This is a genomic window from Nocardia sp. Root136 (genome assembly GCF_001427185.1).
GTDB lineage: Bacteria > Actinomycetota > Actinomycetes > Mycobacteriales > Mycobacteriaceae > Nocardia > Nocardia salmonicida.
Genome location: NZ_LMFE01000001.1, coordinates 1,680,207 through 1,699,274 on the forward strand (window position 1 = coordinate 1,680,207; position 19,068 = coordinate 1,699,274).

15 protein-coding genes are annotated in these 19,068 nt (G+C 68.8%); 6 read left to right on the forward strand and 9 right to left on the reverse strand.

Going from position 1 to position 19,068, the window contains the following annotated elements; translation table 11 throughout:
* Positions 1-12: 12 nt before the first annotated feature.
* The 4 genes from ASD42_RS07885 to ASD42_RS34870 form a co-directional block, all read right to left on the reverse strand.
* Positions 13-1,047, reverse strand: a complete 1,035-nt coding sequence (locus ASD42_RS07885; protein WP_056815734.1) for an ATP-dependent 6-phosphofructokinase — start codon at positions 1,045-1,047, stop codon at positions 13-15.
* Positions 1,048-1,075: 28 nt separating this feature from the next.
* Positions 1,076-1,960, reverse strand: coding sequence for a hypothetical protein (locus tag ASD42_RS07890; RefSeq protein WP_056815736.1), 885 nt, complete (start codon positions 1,958-1,960; stop codon positions 1,076-1,078).
* A gap of 108 nt (positions 1,961-2,068) precedes the next feature.
* Positions 2,069-2,878 carry a formate dehydrogenase accessory sulfurtransferase FdhD gene (gene fdhD, locus ASD42_RS07895; RefSeq protein WP_056812114.1) on the reverse strand — a complete coding sequence of 270 codons (810 nt, stop codon included), beginning with the start codon at positions 2,876-2,878 and terminating at the stop codon, positions 2,069-2,071.
* 25 nt (positions 2,879-2,903) lie between these two features.
* On the reverse strand, positions 2,904-3,074 hold the full coding sequence (locus ASD42_RS34870) for a hypothetical protein (protein ID WP_165610217.1): 171 nt from the start codon (positions 3,072-3,074) through the stop codon (positions 2,904-2,906).
* A 146-nt stretch (positions 3,075-3,220) separates the two neighbouring features.
* Here ASD42_RS34870 and ASD42_RS07900 point away from each other — a divergent pair, with 146 nt between their 5' ends.
* Positions 3,221-5,548 carry an FdhF/YdeP family oxidoreductase gene (locus tag ASD42_RS07900; RefSeq protein WP_084787035.1) on the forward strand — a complete coding sequence of 776 codons (2,328 nt, stop codon included), beginning with the start codon at positions 3,221-3,223 and terminating at the stop codon, positions 5,546-5,548.
* On the forward strand, positions 5,548-6,048 hold the full coding sequence (locus ASD42_RS07905; protein WP_056812117.1) for an NADPH-dependent FMN reductase: 501 nt from the start codon (positions 5,548-5,550) through the stop codon (positions 6,046-6,048). Before ASD42_RS07900 ends, ASD42_RS07905 begins: the two co-directional genes overlap by 1 nt.
* A gap of 48 nt (positions 6,049-6,096) precedes the next feature.
* On the opposite strand, the gene ASD42_RS35815 is transcribed toward ASD42_RS07905, so the two are convergent.
* The 3 genes from ASD42_RS35815 to ASD42_RS07920 all read right to left on the reverse strand — a co-directional run bounded on the left by ASD42_RS35815 (position 6,097) and on the right by ASD42_RS07920 (position 10,987).
* Positions 6,097-8,880: a serine/threonine-protein kinase gene (locus ASD42_RS35815; RefSeq protein ID WP_200950433.1), complete on the reverse strand. Its 2,784-nt coding sequence runs from the start codon at positions 8,878-8,880 to the stop codon at positions 6,097-6,099.
* A 101-nt stretch (positions 8,881-8,981) separates the two neighbouring features.
* Complete coding sequence (locus ASD42_RS07915; RefSeq protein WP_131816592.1) at positions 8,982-9,671, reverse strand: response regulator; 690 nt, start codon at positions 9,669-9,671, stop codon at positions 8,982-8,984.
* Positions 9,668-10,987: a sensor histidine kinase gene (locus ASD42_RS07920; protein ID WP_084465452.1), complete on the reverse strand. Its 1,320-nt coding sequence runs from the start codon at positions 10,985-10,987 to the stop codon at positions 9,668-9,670. Before ASD42_RS07920 ends, ASD42_RS07915 begins: the two co-directional genes overlap by 4 nt.
* A 157-nt stretch (positions 10,988-11,144) precedes the next feature.
* Between ASD42_RS07920 and ASD42_RS07925 the strand changes: the two genes are divergently transcribed.
* Genes ASD42_RS07925 through ASD42_RS07935 form a run of 3 tightly spaced genes read left to right on the forward strand, consistent with a single transcriptional unit; the run spans position 11,145 to position 14,707 of the window.
* Entirely contained in the window at positions 11,145-11,468 is a 324-nt protein-coding gene (locus tag ASD42_RS07925; RefSeq protein WP_056812125.1) for a hypothetical protein, read from the forward strand.
* A 27-nt stretch (positions 11,469-11,495) separates the two neighbouring features.
* A complete protein-coding gene (locus ASD42_RS07930) occupies positions 11,496-12,218 on the forward strand; it encodes an ABC transporter ATP-binding protein (RefSeq protein WP_062986861.1) in 723 nt (240 codons plus the stop codon).
* On the forward strand, positions 12,215-14,707 hold the full coding sequence (locus tag ASD42_RS07935) for an ABC transporter permease (RefSeq protein WP_056812128.1): 2,493 nt from the start codon (positions 12,215-12,217) through the stop codon (positions 14,705-14,707). Before ASD42_RS07930 ends, ASD42_RS07935 begins: the two co-directional genes overlap by 4 nt.
* Before the next feature lie 59 nt (positions 14,708-14,766).
* On the opposite strand, the gene ASD42_RS35690 is transcribed toward ASD42_RS07935, so the two are convergent.
* On the reverse strand, positions 14,767-17,262 hold the full coding sequence (locus ASD42_RS35690; protein WP_327152866.1) for a serine/threonine-protein kinase: 2,496 nt from the start codon (positions 17,260-17,262) through the stop codon (positions 14,767-14,769).
* Between the two features lie 155 nt (positions 17,263-17,417).
* Here ASD42_RS35690 and ASD42_RS07945 point away from each other — a divergent pair, with 155 nt between their 5' ends.
* Positions 17,418-18,314, forward strand: a complete 897-nt coding sequence (locus tag ASD42_RS07945; RefSeq protein WP_235569340.1) for a hypothetical protein — start codon at positions 17,418-17,420, stop codon at positions 18,312-18,314.
* A 10-nt stretch (positions 18,315-18,324) separates the two neighbouring features.
* Here ASD42_RS07945 and ASD42_RS07950 read toward each other — a convergent pair whose 3' ends face one another.
* Complete coding sequence (locus ASD42_RS07950; protein ID WP_056812133.1) at positions 18,325-18,990, reverse strand: response regulator; 666 nt, start codon at positions 18,988-18,990, stop codon at positions 18,325-18,327.
* Positions 18,991-19,068 lie beyond the last annotated feature (78 nt).

Consider the following 19,068-nt stretch of genomic DNA (forward strand, 5'->3'; position numbering starts at 1 on the left):
ACCGAGCCGCGCTCAGCCGAAGAAGGCCGACGCCTCACGGAGCCGTTCCGGCGGAACGCGTTTGAGCTGCTTGGTCGCCTCCGACAGGGGAACCAGCCCGATATTGGTGCCGTGCAGCGCCACCATCTGACCGAAATGCCCAGCATGCACCGCCTCGGCCGCATGCACCCCGAACCGCGTGGCCAGGATCCGGTCGTAGGGCGTCGGGCTGCCGCCGCGCTGGATGTGGCCCAGCACCGTCGTTCGGACCTCCTTGCCGATGCGGCGCTCGATCTCCGAGCCCAGCTGCTGGGCGACCCCGGTGAACCGCTCGTGCCCGAACTCGTCGATCCCGCCCTCGCGCAACGCGAATCCGGAATCCGGCGCGGGATGCGCGCCCTCGGCGACCACGCAGATGAAGCTCTTGTCACCGCGCTGGAAGCGGGCCTTGATCATCGCGCACACCTGGGACACGTCGAACGGTTCCTCGGGCACCAGGGTGAGATGGGCGCCGGCGGCGATTCCGGAATTCAGCGCGATCCAGCCGGCGTGGCGGCCCATCACCTCGACCAGCATCACCCGCTGGTGGGATTCGGCGGTGGTGTGCAGGCGGTCGATCGCCTCGGTGGCGATCGAGAGCGCGGTGTCGTGGCCGAATGTGACGTCGGTGCAGTCGATGTCGTTGTCGATGGTCTTGGGCACGCCGACCACCGGCACGCCCTCGTCGGCGAGCCAGCTCGCGGCGGTGAGGGTGCCTTCGCCCCCGATGGGGATCAGCGCTTCGATGCCGTTGTCGTCGAGGGTCTGCTGGATCCGTGGCAGACCCGCGCGCAGCATGTCGGGGTTGGTCCGTGCGGTGCCGAGCATGGTGCCGCCCTTGGTGAGCAGGCGGTCGGTGCGATCGTCGTTGTGGATGCGGATCTTTCGATCCTCGAGTAGGCCGCGCCAGCCGTCCTCGAAACCGACGACGGCATCGCCGTAGCGTCCGTTCGCGGTGCGGACCACAGCCCGGATCACCGCGTTCAGACCTGGACAGTCCCCGCCTCCGGTCAAGACTCCGATGCGCATGCTGTTCATCTTGCCGCACCGGCGCCGATCAGGAGCAGTGACCTCCGGCGAGCTCGCTCAGGTGCCCCGAGATGAGCGTCGCCATCTTGTCGAGCATGGCCGTTCCGTCGCTGAAACCACCCGAATCCGGTTGCGCGGCGAAGGCGATCGCGATCCGGCCGGTGGGCGAATCGATCAGGCCGAACTGGCGGACCAGGTACTTGCCCGCCGGGTCGGGACCCCACCCGCCCTTGAACTCGGCGCTGCCGAACGCGCCGAGACCCCAGTGGTGGCTCGCGATGATCTGCTGCATCAGCCCGACCACGCGCTCGCTCTGCGGTATGCACGGCAGTTGCGAGGCGAAGCGCACCTGATCGGCCAGGGTCCATTCGGCCTGGCCGTAGATCGACGCGTCGGCTCGGGTGCGGGTCGGCGGCACGGTGGTACGGACGTCGCCGCCTTCGCGCAGCACATTCTGCACTGCCTGGGCCGCGGCGCCGCCGCCGCCGAGTGAGTCCCAGAGGGTGTCGGCGGCGCCGTTGTCCGACGCGGTGATGGCAGCGGAGGCATAGGTGGCGTAGGAGGCGCTGTTGCGCAGGGCCGCGATGGCGAGCGGCACCTTGATCGTCGACCAGGCCGGACCGGAGGACCAGTTGCCGAAGGTCACCATTTTCTTGCCGCCCACCGGCATGATCGCCAACCCCGCGCTACCGCGGAATCCTTGCTGGAGTTCGGTGAAATCGGCGGCCAGGCTGCCCGGCACCGCGACGGAAATAGCTCCGCTGTCGACGCCGGGATCGGCGACGGCGACAGTCGTCGTCACGCTCGGTCGAGCGGCTTTCGGCTCACTACCGCAACCCGCGGTAAGGAGCGCGACCGCGCCCAGCAACGCGGACAGCGCCACCCGGACGCGGTGGCGTCGTTCATTGTTCATTATCTGAAGCATTTTCTTTTGTAAACTCCCCCGGGGCGTTCGGTGCTGGCGACCCGTACCGTTACCGTACTGCGACATATGCCGATCGCCCACTTCGAGCACCGAACCTCAGGTCAGACGGTGTTCGCCTGTATAGATATTCATCGTTTCGCCGCGAAGGAAGCCGACCAGTGTGAGGTCGGACTCGGCTGCCAGGTCGACGGCGAGCGAGCTGGGCGCCGACACCGCGGCCAGGATCGGGATCCCGGCCATCACCGCCTTCTGCGCCAGTTCGAACGACGCCCGACTGCTCACGACCAGCACCAGATCGTGTGCGGGCACGCGGTTCTCGCGCACCGCCCAGCCGATCACCTTGTCGACGGCGTTATGTCTGCCGATGTCCTCGCGCAGGGCGAGCAGAGTGCCGTCGGCGGTGAACAGACCCGCCGCGTGCAGTCCACCGGTGGCGTCGAACAACTTCTGCCCGGCGCGCAGGTGTTTCGGCAGCTCGCCGAGGGTGCCGGTGCCGATCGACACGGACTCGTGCGGGATCGGGAAGCGGCTGCGGGTGCGCACTTCGTCCAGGGCGCTCTTGCCACAGAGCCCGCACGCGCCGGTGGTGAGGAATTTGCGCGGGTGGATCGGCACCGGGTTACGGAGGCGCAGGTCGAGGACGTTGTAGGTATTGCGGCCTTCGCTGTCGGTACCCGCGCAGTAACGGGCGGTGACGATGTCATCGGCCGAACCGATGATGTCCTCACCGAACAGGAAGCCGTGGACGAGGTCGATGTCGTTGCCGGGGGTGCGCATCGTGACGGTGAGCGATCGCCCGTCGACCCGGATTTCGAGTGGTTCCTCGACGGCGAGCGTGTCGGGTCGCTCGATCCGCCCGGCCGGGGAAAGGCGGGTCGTCTTGCGCCGTGCGGTGACTCTGCTCATCCCATGACTCTGCTCACTGTGTGGGTCAGTCGTCCTGGTCGTCGGCCGCTTTATTGCGCGCCTTCGCGATCTCGAGCGCCTTCTCCGCGGTGGCCTGGTCCGGGTAGGGGCCCATGCGGTCGCCGTACCAGCAGGCCTTGCCCTGTTCGGCCTTGTGGTGCTTGAGGCAGTAGTACCACTCGTTGTCGTCAGCCATGCCGACAGTATGCAACGTTTCGCATACCGACGTCTCGAAGGTGGGTACCTGAGCCTTTTCGTGATCTCGGCGGTAGAGAATCCAAGCGAGGCACTGGACAGAGCTCATCTTTCTCGACCCGCATGCACGCGAAGGGAAGATTTGTCATGGCTGACGGTCCGTACACCACCTGGGATCCTGATCGAGGTCCGAGCGGAGAAGCCGACCGGGCGGCCGTGCCGAAAGCCAAGCCCTACCGTCACCCCGCCGCGGGCTGGGGCGCGGCGATCGCGGTCGGGAAATTCATGGTCGGCAAGGAGCACGAGCCGTTCATCGGCACCAAGGCCATCCTGAAGATGAACCATCAGGAGCGCGGCTTCGACTGCCCCGGCTGCGCGTGGCCCGACGCGACCGACGGCCTGGTCCTCGATGTGTGCGAGAACGGCATCAAGCACGTCACCTGGGAGATGACGCACAAGCGCTGCTCCCCCGAGTTCTTCGCCCAGCACACCGTCACCGAGCTGGCCACCTGGAGTTCCTTCGATCTCGAAGACCAGGGCAGGCTCACCGAGCCGATGGTCTACGACCCCGAGACCGACCACTATGTGCCGATCAGCTGGGCCGACGCGTTCGAGATGACGGGCAAGGCGCTGCGCGAGCTCGCGGACCCGAACGAGGCCGCGTTCTACACCTCCGGCCGACTCGCGAACGAGGCCACCTTCCTCTACCAGTTGATGGTGCGCGAGTACGGCACCAACAATCTGCCCGACTGTTCCAACATGTGCCACGAAGCCAGTGGCCGCGCGCTACAGGCCGCGATCGGCACGGGCAAGGGCACCTGCGACCTCGAGGACTGGGCCAAGGCCGACGCCCTGTTCGTCATGGGCCTCAACGTCGCCTCGAACGCGCCACGCATGCTGACCTCGCTCGCCGAGGCCTATCAGCGCGGCGCCCAGGTGGTGCACGTCAATCCGCTGATCGAAGCGGGCTCGCGCAACACGATCATCCCGCACGACTTCCTCGCGATGGCCACCTTCCACCCCACCAAGACCGGCACGCTCAACCTGCAGGTGCGCATCGGCGGCGACTTCGCGCTGATCCGCGGCATGGCCAAAGCCGTCCTCGAGGAGTCCGCGACCGACCACAAGGCCCTCGATCACGAGTTCATCGAGCGCTACACCGTGGGCTTCGAGGCGTACGTGCGCGAGGTGGAGGCGACCACCTGGGCCGATATCCAGACCGAGTCGGGACTCGGTGAAGCCGAGGTCCGCAAGGCCGCCCGCATCTACTGCGACTCCGACCGCAGCATCATCAGCTGGTGTCTCGGCGTCACCCAGCACGAGCACGGCGTGGAGACGATCCGCGAGATCGTCAATCTGCTTCTCCTGCGCGGCAACCTCGGTCGCGAGGGCGCGGGCCCGTCGCCGGTGCGCGGACACAGCAATGTGCAGGGCAACCGCACCTGCGGCATCGACAACAATCCGCCCGCCGCATTCCTCGACCGGCTGGCCGCGGTGTGCGGGATCGACGTGCCACGCGCCAACGGCTACGACGTGGTCGGCGCCATCGAGGCGATGCACAAGGGCACGCTGAAGTTCTTCATGAGCATGGGCGGCAACCTCGTCCAGGCCGCACCCGACAGCGCCTACACCTTCGAGGCGTTCCAGAAGGCCGACTTCACCGTCATGGTCTCCACCAAGCTCAACCGCAGCCACGTCGTGCACGGCAAGCGGGCGCTGATTCTGCCCTGCCTCGCGCGCACCGAATACGACGAGCAACGCAGTGGCCCGCAGGTGGTCTCCATGGAGAACGGCATGGCCGTGGTGCACCTGTCCAAGGGCATGAAGAAGCCCGCGTCGCCGCATCTGTTGTCGGAGCCCGCGATTCTGGCCGGTATCGCCAAAGCCGCACTGCCGCGGACGAAGACGCCGTGGGAGTACTACGTCGAGGACTACGACCGCATCCGCGACACCATGTCGAAGGTCCTCGACGGTTTCGAGGACTACAACCGGCGGGTGCGGCTCGGGCTCGGATTCCGGATCCGCCAGCCCGCGCGTGAGCTGATCTTCCTCACCCCGTCGAGCAAGGCGGAGTTCTCCGCGGCGACACTGCCCGATACGACCAACCCGGCCGGGGTGCTCACCCTGGCGACACAGCGTTCGCACGACCAATGGAACACCACCATCTACTCCAACAACGATCGCTATCGCGGAGTGAAGAACCTGCGCACGCTGGTCTTCATGAACTCTCGCGACATGCACGACCGCGGCTTGACAGAGTTCGACGAGGTCGACATCACCAGCACCGCCCGTGACGGGTCGACGCGGTCGCTCTACAAGTACAAGGTCGTCACCTACGACATTCCGCCGGGATGCGCCGCCGGGTACATGCCGGAGATGAACGTGCTGTGTGCGATCGGCGATTACAGCACCGAGAGCGATCAGCCGATGATGAAAAGCGTGAAAGTGACTGTCACACCGTCGAAGGACAACTGATGGCATATCTGCTCGCACTCGTCGCCGAACCCGGCGAGAACTCCACCGTGCAACAGTTGGCGAGCGAGACCCAGCGGGTCGCGATCCGCAACAACGTCGACGTGGTGAGCCTGGCCGAGCTCGACACCCTGCCGACCTACCGTCCCGCGATCGATACCGAGGACGAGCGACCGCTGATCGCGAACCAGCTGCGCCGCTCCGCCCTGGAAGCCGACGGTGTGCTGCTGTTCGCGGCCGAGGCGGCGAGCGTGCCGCCGCTGGCGGCGAATGTGATCGCCTGGCTGGCCAATCCCCAGTCGGCGGCGACTGTCGCGGGCAAACCGGTCGCGGTGATCACGGTGGGACCCGGCGAGGCGGTCAATCAGGACCTGGCCGACGAGTTGCGAGAGGCAGGCGCCGAGGTGGTGGCCGACGGTGTGTCGATCACCGGGTCGTGGAGTGATCCGGACACGGTGAGTCTGCTCGGGGACACGGTGGTCGCGGTCGCTTCGGCGAGCTGAGATCGTTGTCGGCCGCGGCCCCGAAGTCGGAGCCGCGGCCGTTGGACGTCAGTAGACGTAGACCACGGCATTCTCGCCACCGGTGCAGGTGACGAGCTTGCCTTCCGGGGCGCACGTCATCGTGTAGGTGCGTCCGGTCACCGGGCTAGTCGCCACCACCGACCGCGCTCCCGAGCCGCCACCGGCGTAGGCCTCCCGGACCGCCTCGGCGAAACCGCAACTGGTGACCCCGCTACCGACCGCGACCTTGCTGTAAGAGCCTGTGCCAGAACCTGATTCACAGAGCTGCGCGCCCGCAGGCAGGGTGACCGGTCCCGCCGAGGTGGTGGGAGCGGCGGTGGTCGCGCGGGGGGTGGTGCCCGCGGGTTGGCCGGAACCACCCGGCGCCTGCGAAGTCGCTGCCGCGGTAGAGGTCTGGTCGGGTTCGACGGCCGACATCATGTGCCAGCCGATCGCACCGGCGACCGCCAGTACCACCACGCCGAGGACGCCGGCCAGTACCGGCAGCAGGACCGATCGACGGCGACCCGAATCCTCGTGCGCCCAGGCCGGATCGGGACCATACGCCGGGTCGGGGCCATAGGCGGGATCGGGACCGTATCCGGGATCGTAGGCCTGGTCGCGGTAGGCGTGATCACCGTAGGCACTGGGCGGTTCGTCGTAGTTGGAGTACGCGTTCTCCTGACCCACGTACTGCCGGGTCGCGGCCGAGCGCGCCGGATCGTCGAACTCCGGCGGGGCCTGATGCGCGGCGAAAGGTGCCGCGCCGCCACGGTATCGGTGCGTCGGCTGCGAGCGCTGCGGATCCGGTTCGTCGGCGCCGTAATGCTGGGTCGGTGCCGATCGTTGCATCTCGGCGGGGTCGTACTGTTCGGTCGGCGGACTGAACTGCCCGGGCGGGCCGCCGAACCGGTCCTCGGAGTAATCGTCGAAATGCTCGGCGGGACCGCCGAATCGGTCGTGTGGATCGTCGAGGTCGGCACCGAATTTCTGCGTCGGCGGCGCGAAGCCCGCCGGCGGATTCGACGCGGGGGCGGTGAATTGCTCGGTCGGCGGGCCGAACGGCGCCGGGGCGGGGAACCGGGGGTCGGGGTTCGAGGCCGGGGCGTTGTATTGCTCGGTCGGCGGGGTGTACGCGGCGGGGAGGGGCTGTTCGGCGGAGTAGCGCTGAGTAGGGGCTGCCCGGTGGGGCTCCTGGACGACATGCTGAGGCGGGAGGCGGTGCGGGCCGGTGGGCGCCGGGTAGGGGGTGGCCCCGGTGGGCCGCGGTGGTTGCAGGAGGGGTGCCGACGTTTCGCCCGGCTGCGCGCCGTCGTAGAGGTGCGCGTCCGGGAACGGGCGCATCCGTGGGAGGCCCTGGTCGGGTGTGTAGGCCGGGGGCGGCTCGGGAGCTTCCGGCTCATCGGCCGACGGGAGGGGGGTGAAGTGGGTGTCGGCGGGCCGGATTTCGGCGGGGCCCGTCGGCTGGATCACCGCGGGAATCGAGATCTCGCCCGTGCCCTCGGCGGGAATGCGGCGGAAACCGGTGGTGTCGTTTGCCCCGGGACGTGTCTCGGCGGGTGGGCGGATGATCAACGTCGGCTGAGCGCCGGTCGCGGCCGACTGGCTGCGCGAGGTCTCCACGCCACCGGTCGCGGTCACCGCGCCGATCACTCGGAACTCCCCCGTCGGCGTCGGCACCTGTTCGACGTTGTGCGGCTCGTCCGAGTCGGGCGTTGCTTTGCGGGCGCCACTCGCGGAACCGATGGGCACAGCCCGCGCCGGACCGGGCGCGGAGGGGACGCCACGCTCGGCGCCAGGGACACCGGGCGGCGATCCGGCGGCACCACGTCCCGCACCGGCGGCGAACCCGGCCGCGGCGGCGAACCCGCGTCCGGCCCCGGGCGCGGAGCCTGAACCAGCGGGCGCTCGGCCCGGAGCACCAGCGGGCCCACGGAGCGTGGGCCCTTGCGCAGAACCCGGAGTTACATCATGCCCACCGGGGACTCGGCGGGCCCCGGCGTACGACGCGAAAGCACCCGACGGTGCGGGTGCGGGCGCGCCACCGTCGCGCACGGCCGAAGCCAGCGCTCGGCGAGCGGCGACAGCCAACTCACCGGCCGACGCATACCGATCGGCCGGGTCCTTGGCCATGCCGGTCGCGATGACGTCGTCGAGTGCGACGGGTATCCCGTGGAGTAACTCACTCGGCCGCGGCGGCGCCTCGGACAGGTGCGCGCGAACCAGCACGCTCATGCTCGCGGCGGGGAAAGGCGAAGCGCCGGTGAGGCATTCGTGCAGCACACAGGCCAGCGAGTACACGTCGGCGCGATGCGAGATCGGGCCGACGTCGAAGCGTTCGGGCGCCATGTAGATATAGGAGCCGACCGCCATCCCGGCCTGGGTCACCGCGCTGTCACCCTCGGTGTGCGCGATGCCGAAGTCGGCGAGGTAGGCGAAATCGGCGGGCGTGACCAGGATGTTGGCGGGCTTCACATCGCGATGCACCAGGCCGCCGGCGTGGGCGGCGTCCAGCGCCGCGGCGATCTGCTCGACGACAGCGACCGCGCGGTCCGGGCTCATCGGCCCGCCCCCGCGCAGCACAGTCCGCAGGTCGTTGCCGGGCACCAAGCGCATGTCGATGAAGAGGACCCCGTCGATCACACCCCAGTCGTGGATCGGGATGACATGCGGTTCGGCCAGCTTGGCCGCGGCTTGGGATTCGCGGCGGAACCGGACCTGATAGGCCGGGTCCTGCGCGAGCTCCTGCGACAGCAACTTCAGAGCGACCACTCGATCTTTGCCGGTGTCGTAGGCCTCGTAGACCTCGCCCATCCCGCCCTTGCCCAGCATCGACCGCAACTCGTACGGGCCGAATCTGGTCCCCGCCCGTGACCCAGGTGCTTGCACCAGCGTCCGCCTCCCACTTCTGGCAGGTCCGCCGGGCCTGCTTCTCAGTAGGAAGATTCTCCCGGTGTCACTACGCCGTGGTCAAACGCGAACACGATCGCGGCGGCCCGGTCACGTAGGTCCAACTTGCCGAATATGTGTCCGACGTGGCTTTTCACGGTGACTTCCGAGATCCCGAGTTCGGCGGCTATCTCGCTGTTGACCCGGCCCGAGGCGATCAATTCGAGCACTTCGTACTCGCGGGCGGTGAGTTCGCCGAGTCGGCGGTCGGTTCGGGTACCGACCGGTTTCACTGTTCTGTAGGCCGTGAGCACCCGTCCGGTCACCGAGGGATCGAGCCACGCGCCCCCGCCTGCCACGGTGCGGACCGCGCGGATGAGATCCTCCGCGGGCGAATCCTTGAGCAGGAATCCCGCGGCGCCCGCGCGCAAGGCACCCGAGAGCAGCTGATCGTCGTCGAAGGTGGTGAGCACGAGGACCGGCGGAGCGTCGGGACGGGCGCGCAGCAACCGGGTCGCATCTATGCCGCCGACCCGCTTCATCCGCAGATCCATCAGCACCACATCGGGCCGCTGGGTGGCGACGGCGGCAGCGACCTCGTCGCCGTCGGCGCACTCGTTGATGGTGAAACCGTCGCGACGGCGCAGGATGCGGCGCAATCCACCGCGCACGAGTTCCTGATCGTCGACCACGAGCACTGTCACCAACTGCTCGATCGGCGAGGCGGTCGTCACGTGTCCTCCTGGGGTTTGTTCCAGAGCTTGCCCGGCAGCATGGTCGAGATGGCGGTGCACGCGCCCGATCGCAGCGGGAAGCCGACTCGCACCGTCCAGCCGTCGTCGCCGTTTCCCGCGGTGATCTTCCCACCGAGCAGTTCGGTGCGTTTGCGCATGCCGCGCAGTCCCATCCCGGTGTCGCGGCGCGGCGCGGGCCCGAGCGGAAGCGGATTCGACACGACCAGCACCGCCGCGTCGGCGGTGACCTCGAGGCGGACCGTGGCGGCGGTGCCCGGCGCGTGTTTGGTGACGTTGGCCAGCGATTCCTGGCCGATCCGGTAGAGCGCGTGGCCGATGGCGCCGGTGACGGTGGCCAGCTCACCGGTGCGCGCGTAGTCGACGGTGAGCCCGGCGCGGCGGAAGTCGCCGACGAGCTCGTCGATATCGGCGGCGCCCGGCTCGGGGGCCATCTGCGCCGGGCCCGCGTCGAGCATGCCGACGGTGCGCCGGATGTCGGCCATCGCCTGGCGGCCGAGGCGTTCGGCCTCGACGAGCGCTTCCACCGCCTCGGTGGGATCGTCGTCGGTCTGTAGTGCGCGCCGGGCGGCGGTCAGGTGCAGCAGGGTGATCGAGAGCGAATGCGCGATCACATCGTGGACTTCGCGAGCGATCCGGCGCCGTTCCTCGTCGGCGGCCTTGCCGGAGCGAATGGCTTGATTCTCCCGTTCCTGGTACAGAAACCGCCGCTGATACTGCAGCAGCACCCCGACGAACATGCCGAGCAGGATGCCGATGACGTACATCGGCAGCCCTTGCAACCGCTGCCCCGGCTCACCCCAGTGCACATGCCCGGCGAGGTCGAAGGCGACCAGTTCGAGGATCGCGAGCAGGGTGAACCCCACCGTCATCCCACGCGAGGCGACCGCGGCCACCTCACCGGCGACGATCACCAGCACGAACGGCGCGAAGTCGGCGTTGACCGGCTGCAAGAGGAACAAGCCGCACGACAGCAGCGCGCTCGACTTCAACAGGAAGGGGTGCGGTTTCACGCCGAAGATCGCGAACAGGGGGATCGGCAGGAACGCGGCGGCCATCGCCAGCAACGGCAGCGGGCTCGGGAAGTAGGAATGTCGCTGGATCACCGCCGCACCGGTGACCACCAGCAGTGCGAGGTCGGCGCCGACGATCACCGCGGGCGGATAGTCATAGGGCAACGATTCGATGCGCTCGCGGACCGTGGTGAACAGACGTGACGCCTCGGCCTTGGCCACGAACCGCTGCCGCAGGCTCGCACGGCCCGTCGCCTTCGCGGGGATGGCGTGGCTCACATCCATGATCCAAGGCTAGTCGCCACCGACCGGGCGTAGCATCGTCCCGCGAACGGTACCGATCTCCTACCGCAGTAGGAGAAGAAGTCGGGTCCCCGGCACGACGATTCGACCTCTCACCGCCCGTAGCGTTCGGTTCACCCGCTCACGGAAGGTGAAGCCCATGACCTGGACCGATCTGCACCACCGCACCGAGATCGTGCACACCGTGCTCGCCAGGGCCACGATCGACCCGAACGACCCGGCGCTGTTCGCCGACATCGCCGAACTGGACACACTCTTCGGCGGCGTCGACGGACTACTGCAAGCCCTGGCCAACCGCTGGGACAACCATCTGCGCGTCAAGCTCGAACTGGCCGAGATCGACGGCCGCACCCCGATGGAGGCCTATCTCGAGCTGGCCGCCGAACAACCGGCGCTGCGTGCAATTCTCGACGCACGCACGGCGATCGGGCAGACTACCCGCGACCGCGCACTCGTACGCTGAAATCCGAAACTCCCTGGGGGACAAGATATGCCCGACATCGAATCGCCGCAGCAGCCGATGCTGGAGTTGACCCGGGTGGTCAAGCAGTACCGGGTCGGCGATCAGGAGGTACGCGCGCTCGACGAGGTGAGCATGCGCATCGAAGCAGGCCAGTTCACCTCGATCATCGGGCCTTCGGGTTCCGGTAAGAGCACCCTGCTGCACCTGCTCGGCGCGCTCGACCGCCCCGACGAGGGCTCGATCCGCTTCCGCGGCGCCGAGATCGGCGATCTCGACGAGGACAAGCAGGCCGCGTTCCGGCTCGAACAGGTCGGCTTCGTCTTCCAGTTCTTCAACCTGCTGCCGACCCTGTCGGCGTGGGAGAACGTGGCCGTCCCGAAATTGTTGGACGGCACCGGATTACGCAAGGCGAAGCCGCGCGCACTGGAACTCCTCGACCTCGTCGGCCTCGGCGATCGGGCTCAGCATCGGCCGGGGGAACTGTCCGGTGGGCAGATGCAGCGGGTGGCGGTGGCCCGGGCATTGATCATGGATCCGCCGCTGATTCTGGCCGACGAGCCGACCGGCAACCTCGACTCCAAGACCGGCGCCGCGATCCTCGCCCTGCTCGGTGACATCACGGCGCAAGGCAATTCGGTGGTGATGGTGACCCACGACATGAGTTCGATCGACTATTGCGACCGGGTGATCACGTTGCGCGACGGCCGGATCGGCGCCGACGAGCTGTCCTCCGCGCGGGTCGACGCGTGATCGGCGCAGCATGGGATCGGCTGCGGCTGTTCAACTTCGGTGAACTGATCCGCCATCCCGGCCGCACCCTCATGTCCGGGGCGGTGATGGGGGTATCGGCGGCGTTGATCGTGGCGGTGCTGAGCATTTCCGGCTCGGTCACCGGATCGGTCGACAAACTCACCAAGGGCCTGGCGGGCACCGCCGAGCTCGAGGTCACCGGCATCACCGACGCGGGATTCGAACAGTCCCTGCTCCCCCGGATCGCGGCGACGCCCGGGGTGGCGACAGCGGTGCCGATGCTGCGCGGGACGCTGGGCGCCGGCCCCGATCGGGCACTGCTGATCGGGGCCGATCAGACGATGGGCGCACTCGGCAGCGATCTGGCCGGGCCGATGTCGCACTACACCACCAAGCTGCTCAGCACAGAGCGCGGCGTGCTGGTCGGCGCGGCCATGGGCCTGCGCGAGGGTGACCCGGTGCGGATCGGGGCAGGCACGGCCAAGGTGGCCGCCGTCCTCGACTCCGAGGCGACCGACCGGCTCAACAGCGGCCACGTGGTGGCCGGGCCGCTGCCGCTGATCCAGATCCTCACCGACCGGGTCGGCAAGCTCGATTCGGTGCAGATCGTCGTGCGGCCCGGCACCGACGTGGAGGCCCTGCGCACCGCGCTCACCGAAGCGGTGGACGGGCGTGCCGTGGTGGCCGAGCCGAGCCTGCGCACCGCGCAGGCCGGTGGCGCGATCCAGATCATGCGGTATTCCACGCTGATGTCCTCGGCGGCGGCACTGATCGTGTCGGCCTTCCTGATCTACAACGCGATGAGTATGGCGGTGGCGCAACGCAGGCCGACGCTGTCGCTGCTGCGCGCGATCGGCGGCAAGCGTGCGCCGATGGTGCGCGATCTGCTCGTCGAAGCGGCGCTGCTCGGGCTGATCGGTGGGGCGATCGGCGCCGGGATCGGTGCGCTGATGGGCCGGTTCGCGATCGGCAGGCTGCCCGCCGCGATCGTGCAATCGGTCGAGGCGCGCACCGAATTCCAGGTGCCGAACTACGCGATTCCCGTGGCGATCACCGCGTGTGTGGTGGCGACGGTACTGGCGGCGTCGATCGCGGCCAGGCAGGTGTACAAGGTGGCCCCGGTCGAGGCACTGGCCCCCGTCGAGGCCAGCGATGCCGCAGCCACCGGTTCGACGCTGCGCTGGGTGGGGCTGGCCACCGGGCTGCTCCTCGGCGCCGGGGCGGTCGCTGTCGCGTTCCTCGATCTCGGGCGGCTCTCGCTGGCCGCGATCACGATGTCGTTCACCGCGACGGTGTTCCTGTGTTTCGCCGCGACGGGGCCGATCGTGCGCGGGTCCGCGGCGATCGCCCGCTGGTTCGGTGCGCCGGGCGCGCTCGGGGCGACGACGCTGGAACGCGCGCCCCGCCGCGTGTGGGCGACCGCGATGACGGTGATGATCGGGGTCGCGGCGGTGGTCGCGCTCGGTGGAGCGTCGGGCAACATGGTGAAGTCGGCGACCGATTCGTTCGAAAGCCTCGGCGACAGCGACCTTTACGTGAGCCCGAGCCCCGTCGAACAGTTCCCGACCGGCCCCGTGCTGCCCGACGGCCTGGCAGCCCGGGTGGCGACGGTGCCCGGTGTCGAACGGGTGAACCCCAGCCAGATGGCCTTCGCGACCATCGGCAGCGGTCGGGTGATGTTGCAGGGTTATCCGCCGAGCACCGCCGACACTCGCCTCGGCGCGGTGGACCGGGCGGTGATCGATCGGATGGAGCGGCGCGAAGGCGTTGTCATCACCCGTGACGTGGCACGCTCGCTCTCGCTCGCCGTCGGCGACGAGATCACCATGCCCACCCCTTCCGGCGAGCGTAAAACGTCGGTGCTGCAGGTGATTCCGTATTTCACCGCGGTCTCCGGCGTGGTGATGATGAACCTCGATCAGATGCGGGAGTGGTATCAGCGGCCCGGCGAGACGATCCTGTCGATCCACTACGCGCCCGGCGCGGACCCCGACACGGTGCACGCCGCGGTCCGCGCGATGGTGCCCCAGGAAATCCATGTCGACACCGGCGCGGACATGGTCGATGCGATCTCGTCGAGCGTCCAGCAGGGTGCGGCGATGAGCAACATGATCCTGTGGATCGTCGTGCTGGTGGCGACGGTGGCGTTGCTGAACACCCTGATGCTGTCGGTGCTGGAGCGACGTCGAGAGTTGGGGGTGCTGCGGGCCATGGGCACCAACCGCAAGTTCCTGCTGCGCTCGGTGCTGGCCGAAGCCGCAGGCATCGGATTCATCGGCGCGGCAATCGGTCTCGTCGTCGGCATCGCGGTGCAGTATCTGGCCACCGTGGCGATCGGCCACGCGATGACCATCGACATCGTCTACCGCCCGAGCCCGCTGATCGCGGTCTACGGTGCGGTCGCGCTGGTACTGGCACTGCTGGGATCGATCCCGCCTGCCTTGCGCGCGGCCAGGATGCCGATCGTGGCCGCCCTGGCCGTCGACTGAGGTAGGTCGCTGCGGCGTCGGGCGGGTCTGCCCGGCGCCGCAGCGACCGGCGCGGTAGATCAGAGGGGCACTTCGTCCCACCACGCGACGACTTCGTCCTGCGCGGAGGGGCGCGGGGCTCCGCCGATGCCGCTGCTGCCCCGGCGACTCACCACGACAAGGTAATTCGCGCGGACCGAGTCGTCGGGGAAGCTCAGCACCTGATGCGCGGTCTGCGTGCGGGTGCTCGCCGGATCCTGAACCACCCACCGCTGCAACGAGAACGGCACGCCGTCCTTGTCCCCCGCGTAGCGAACCGTCGAGGGCAGCGCCTCCAACACCGACCGCGCCTGGCTCGTGTTCGCGTACTCCAGCACCAGGTAGCTCACCGCACCCACCTGATTGTCGGCGCGCTCGCACTGCCACCCGGTCGTGATCGGAGTCCATTGCAGCGCAGGCTCTTTCCACGCCAGTTCACTGACATTGCGCACCCCCACACACCGCGCCCCCCGATACCCCACACCGTCGCTCATCTCCCCCTGCGGAACCAAGGTCGGAAAGACCCGTCGGCTCTCCGCGAACGAATCCGCGACCTCCGCCACCGAATTCGACGGACCGTTCGCGCCACCCTCCGCGTCGAGATCGTCGCCGTCCCCCGGCAACACCACCACAACCAGCGCGACGACCAACGCCACCAGCACCAGTACCAGCGCCACCAACAACACCCACCCGAACCGCTGTATCCCCGACATCCGCCGAGGCACCGGCCAATACCCCCGATGGGGCACCATAAAAGGCCCTCGCTGACCGGGTCGCGCCACACCCGGCTGCGGACCCGGGCCCCCCGGCACAACCGCCCCACCGGGCTGCCCCGCCGCAACCGGCCGGCCGCCCTCACCATGTGAGCCCGCACCGCCCGGCTGACCCGCACCGCTCGGCTGCCCCGCGCCACCTGACTGAGCTGGACCACCCAGCTGAGCGGCACTGCCTGGCTGCCCCGCACCGCCCGGCTGACCCGGATGGGTCTGCGGTGCACTGCCCGGCTGGTTTGCCTGGCTGGACTGCCCTGCCGCCGCGTCCGGCGCCGCGGGCCCCGCTGAGGCCGCGTTGGATGCCCCGACGATCGACGTCACCTCGGTCAGGGCCGCCGCGTTCGCCGCGTCCAACTCGCCCGCATCGCGCATGGACACCACATCGGTTGCCGCGGTGGCTGATACCTCGTCGGCGGACGCCTCCCCGCTATCCGATCGAGCCGCTTCGACAGGCCGCTTGTCGAGAGACACTGGGCTGGAACGTATTCCGGAATCCTCCCCCGGCACCGGAGTCGCTTCGGCGGCCACCGGGGCAGACTGTGCGCCGACCGATGACGGTGCCGCAGCTGACGGCGCGACCGCTGACGAAGCAGCGGGCATGGGCGTCGCACCGGGAGCAGGCGCAGACTGCCCCACATTCGGCTGTGCGGCAACGGGACCCGCCACCGCACGCTGGACCACCGGAGGCACCTCTCCAGGCGGCGCCGCGGGGCTGGGCGCGGCTGGGCGCTGGACGACCGGCGGGACGGCCCCGAACGGCCGGGAGGGCGGTTGCCAATGAGGTTGTGGCGCAGGCGGCATCGGCGGAGCTTGGTAGCCGGGCTGGGCCATGCCTGGCTGAGCGAAAGGCGCGACAGGCGCCTGCTGTGGAACCGGTGGGTAATAGCCGGGCGCAGGGTTGGCGGGTGGGCGCGGCAGGACCGGTGGCGTCGTGGAAGTCAGCGCTTGGCGGGCCGCCTTGGCGAACGACGCGCAGGAATCGAAGCGGGCCGCAGGATGTTTCGCCATCGCGGCGGCGAGAACAGCGTCCATGATCGGCGGTAGACCCGCACGGCGCAGCGCGAGGGGCGGCGGCGCGGCGTAGAGGGTTCCGCGGATGATCTCGTTCGGGTCGGCGGAGTCGAAGGGCGCCAACCCGGTGAACAACCAGTACAGCGAACACGCGAGCGAGTACTGGTCGGAGCGGTGGTCGAGGTCGGCGCCGGTCATCTGTTCCGGCGACGCGTACGCCAGTGTCGCGGTGAACATTCCCTGCTGAGTGAGGTGGGTGGAGTCGGCGCGCAGGCGGGCGATGCCGAAATCGGTGAGGAAGACGCGTTCGCCCTGGCCACTGGTGGAGCGGGCCAGCAGGATGTTGGCGGGCTTCACATCGCGGTGCAGCACTCCCCTGCCGTGCGCGTAATCCAGCGCGTCGGCGACCCCCTCGATGATCTGCACGGCCCGCTCGGGCGGCAACGCCATCGGGTCGACGGTCGCGGCGTCGATCCCGTCGACGTACTGCATGCTGATCCAGAGTTGTTCGCCCTCGGTCCCCCGGTCGTAGACGGTGACGATGCCGGGATGGTCGAGCTGGGCGGCGAGGTCGGCCTCCCGTTCGAACCGCGCGCGAACTCGTTCGTCGGCGAACAGATCCCGGTTGAGCAGCTTGAGCGCGGTCAGCCGATCCAGGCGCGGATGCCGGGCCAGATACACCGTGCCCATGCCGCCCTGGCCCAACATCGCCTCGATGGTGAACCCGGCGAACACCTCACCGATGTCGTGCATGTGACCCCCTTCCGACCGTGTGACCACGCTCATTCGAATTCTCGCCGAAAATCGGTGAAACTTGCTAACAGTCGTCCGGTAGCGTCCGGACGCGCTCGACGAGAAGTTTGCACCGCCGAAGCACACGCGCACTGGGTGGTGGGGAGGATTCGGTGGTGAAGTCGACCGGAAAGGCGGCTGCCTGTCGCAGGCTGCTGCTCTGTGGGGCGCTGGCAACGGCCGCGCTGGCCACCTCGTGTGCCACGCCCGGCACCCCGACGGCAGTGAGCGCGCCCACGGTCACCGTCAACAGCGAAGACGCCTGGCATCCGGGACTGTCCATCGTGCTGCCCGATTCGCTGGCCGCCGAGTTCACCCAGCTGCAATCGAATCTCCCCGGACAGGTGGGCATGGCCTTGATGCCGGTCGGTGGCGGCCGGATGACGATCTACGGCGACTGGACCACCGGCATCGCCTGGTCCACCATCAAGATCCCGCTCGCGGTCGCCGCGTTGCGCCACGATCAGGACCAGTCGATCTTCGAGATGGCGCAGGCCGCGATCACGGTGTCGGACAACGACGCGGCCGAAGGTCTGTGGGAATCCCTGGGTGACGCACCGGAGGCCGCCGACGCCGTGCAGCAGATCCTCGACGAGGCGGGCGACGCGGCCACCGGAAAGACGGGCACCCGCACCGAACTCGACGGCACCTCCTTCGGTGGCACCGAGTGGTCGCTGGCCAACCAGGTGCGGTTCGCGTCGCGGCTGCCGTGCCTGCCGCACGCCGAGGTCGTCACCACGCTGATGGGCGAGATCACCGAAGAACAGGGCTGGGGTCTCGGTCTGCTCGACGACACCGAGTTCAAAGGCGGCTGGGGCCCCGACGACATCACCGGAATCTACACCGTGCGCCAGTTCGGACTGGTGCCCGTCGGCAGCGGTCAGCTCGCGGTAGCCCTTGCCGCGCAAGCTGATTCGGGATCGTTCGACGACACCACCGCGCTGCTCGACCGGCTGGCGCTGCTGCTGGCCCGGCACCTGCCGGAACTGCGCGGCGGGGTCTGCCCGCGCTGAGCGCGCCGGCTCAGCCGGGAACGACCAGGCCGGATTCATAGGCCAGGACCACGGCCTGGGCGCGGTCGCGCAGCCCGAGCTTCGAGAACACCTTGGAGACATGGGTTTTCACGGTCTGCTCGGCCACGAACAGCGCCGCGGCGATCTCGGTGTTCGACAACCCCTTGGCCACCAGCTCGAGCACCTCGCGTTCGCGCGGGGTCAGCGTGCCGAGCGCGGGCGCCGGGGCTGCGCGTACCGAATTGCGCCTGCGGGTGACGTCGGCGATGAGCCTGCGGGTGATGGTGGGCGCGAGCAGCGCCTCACCGTCGGCGACCACCCGTACCGCGCGCACCAATTCCTCGGCGGGCGCGTCCTTGAGCAGGAATCCGCTCGCGCCGATGCTCAGCGCCTCGTAGACGTAGTCGTCGATGTCGAAGGTGGTGAGCATGAGCACCCGCACCGGCGGATCGAAATTCGCGGTCAGGATCGCACGGGCGGCGTCGAGACCGTTCATCTGCGGCATCCGCACATCCATCAGCACCACATCGGGACGCAGCCGCTTGGCCTCGGCCACCGCCACTTTGCCGTCGGGTGCGTCGCCGACGACGCTGATATCGGTCTGCGCGCCCAGCAGGGCACCGAAACCCTGGCGAACCATCGCCTGGTCGTCGGCGATCAACACGGTAATAGCCACCCAACCACCTTAGAGGGCGCAGACACGAAGCGTTCCTCGGTCTTTCGCGCACGTTCGGAGCGAAGGCGGAGGTACGCC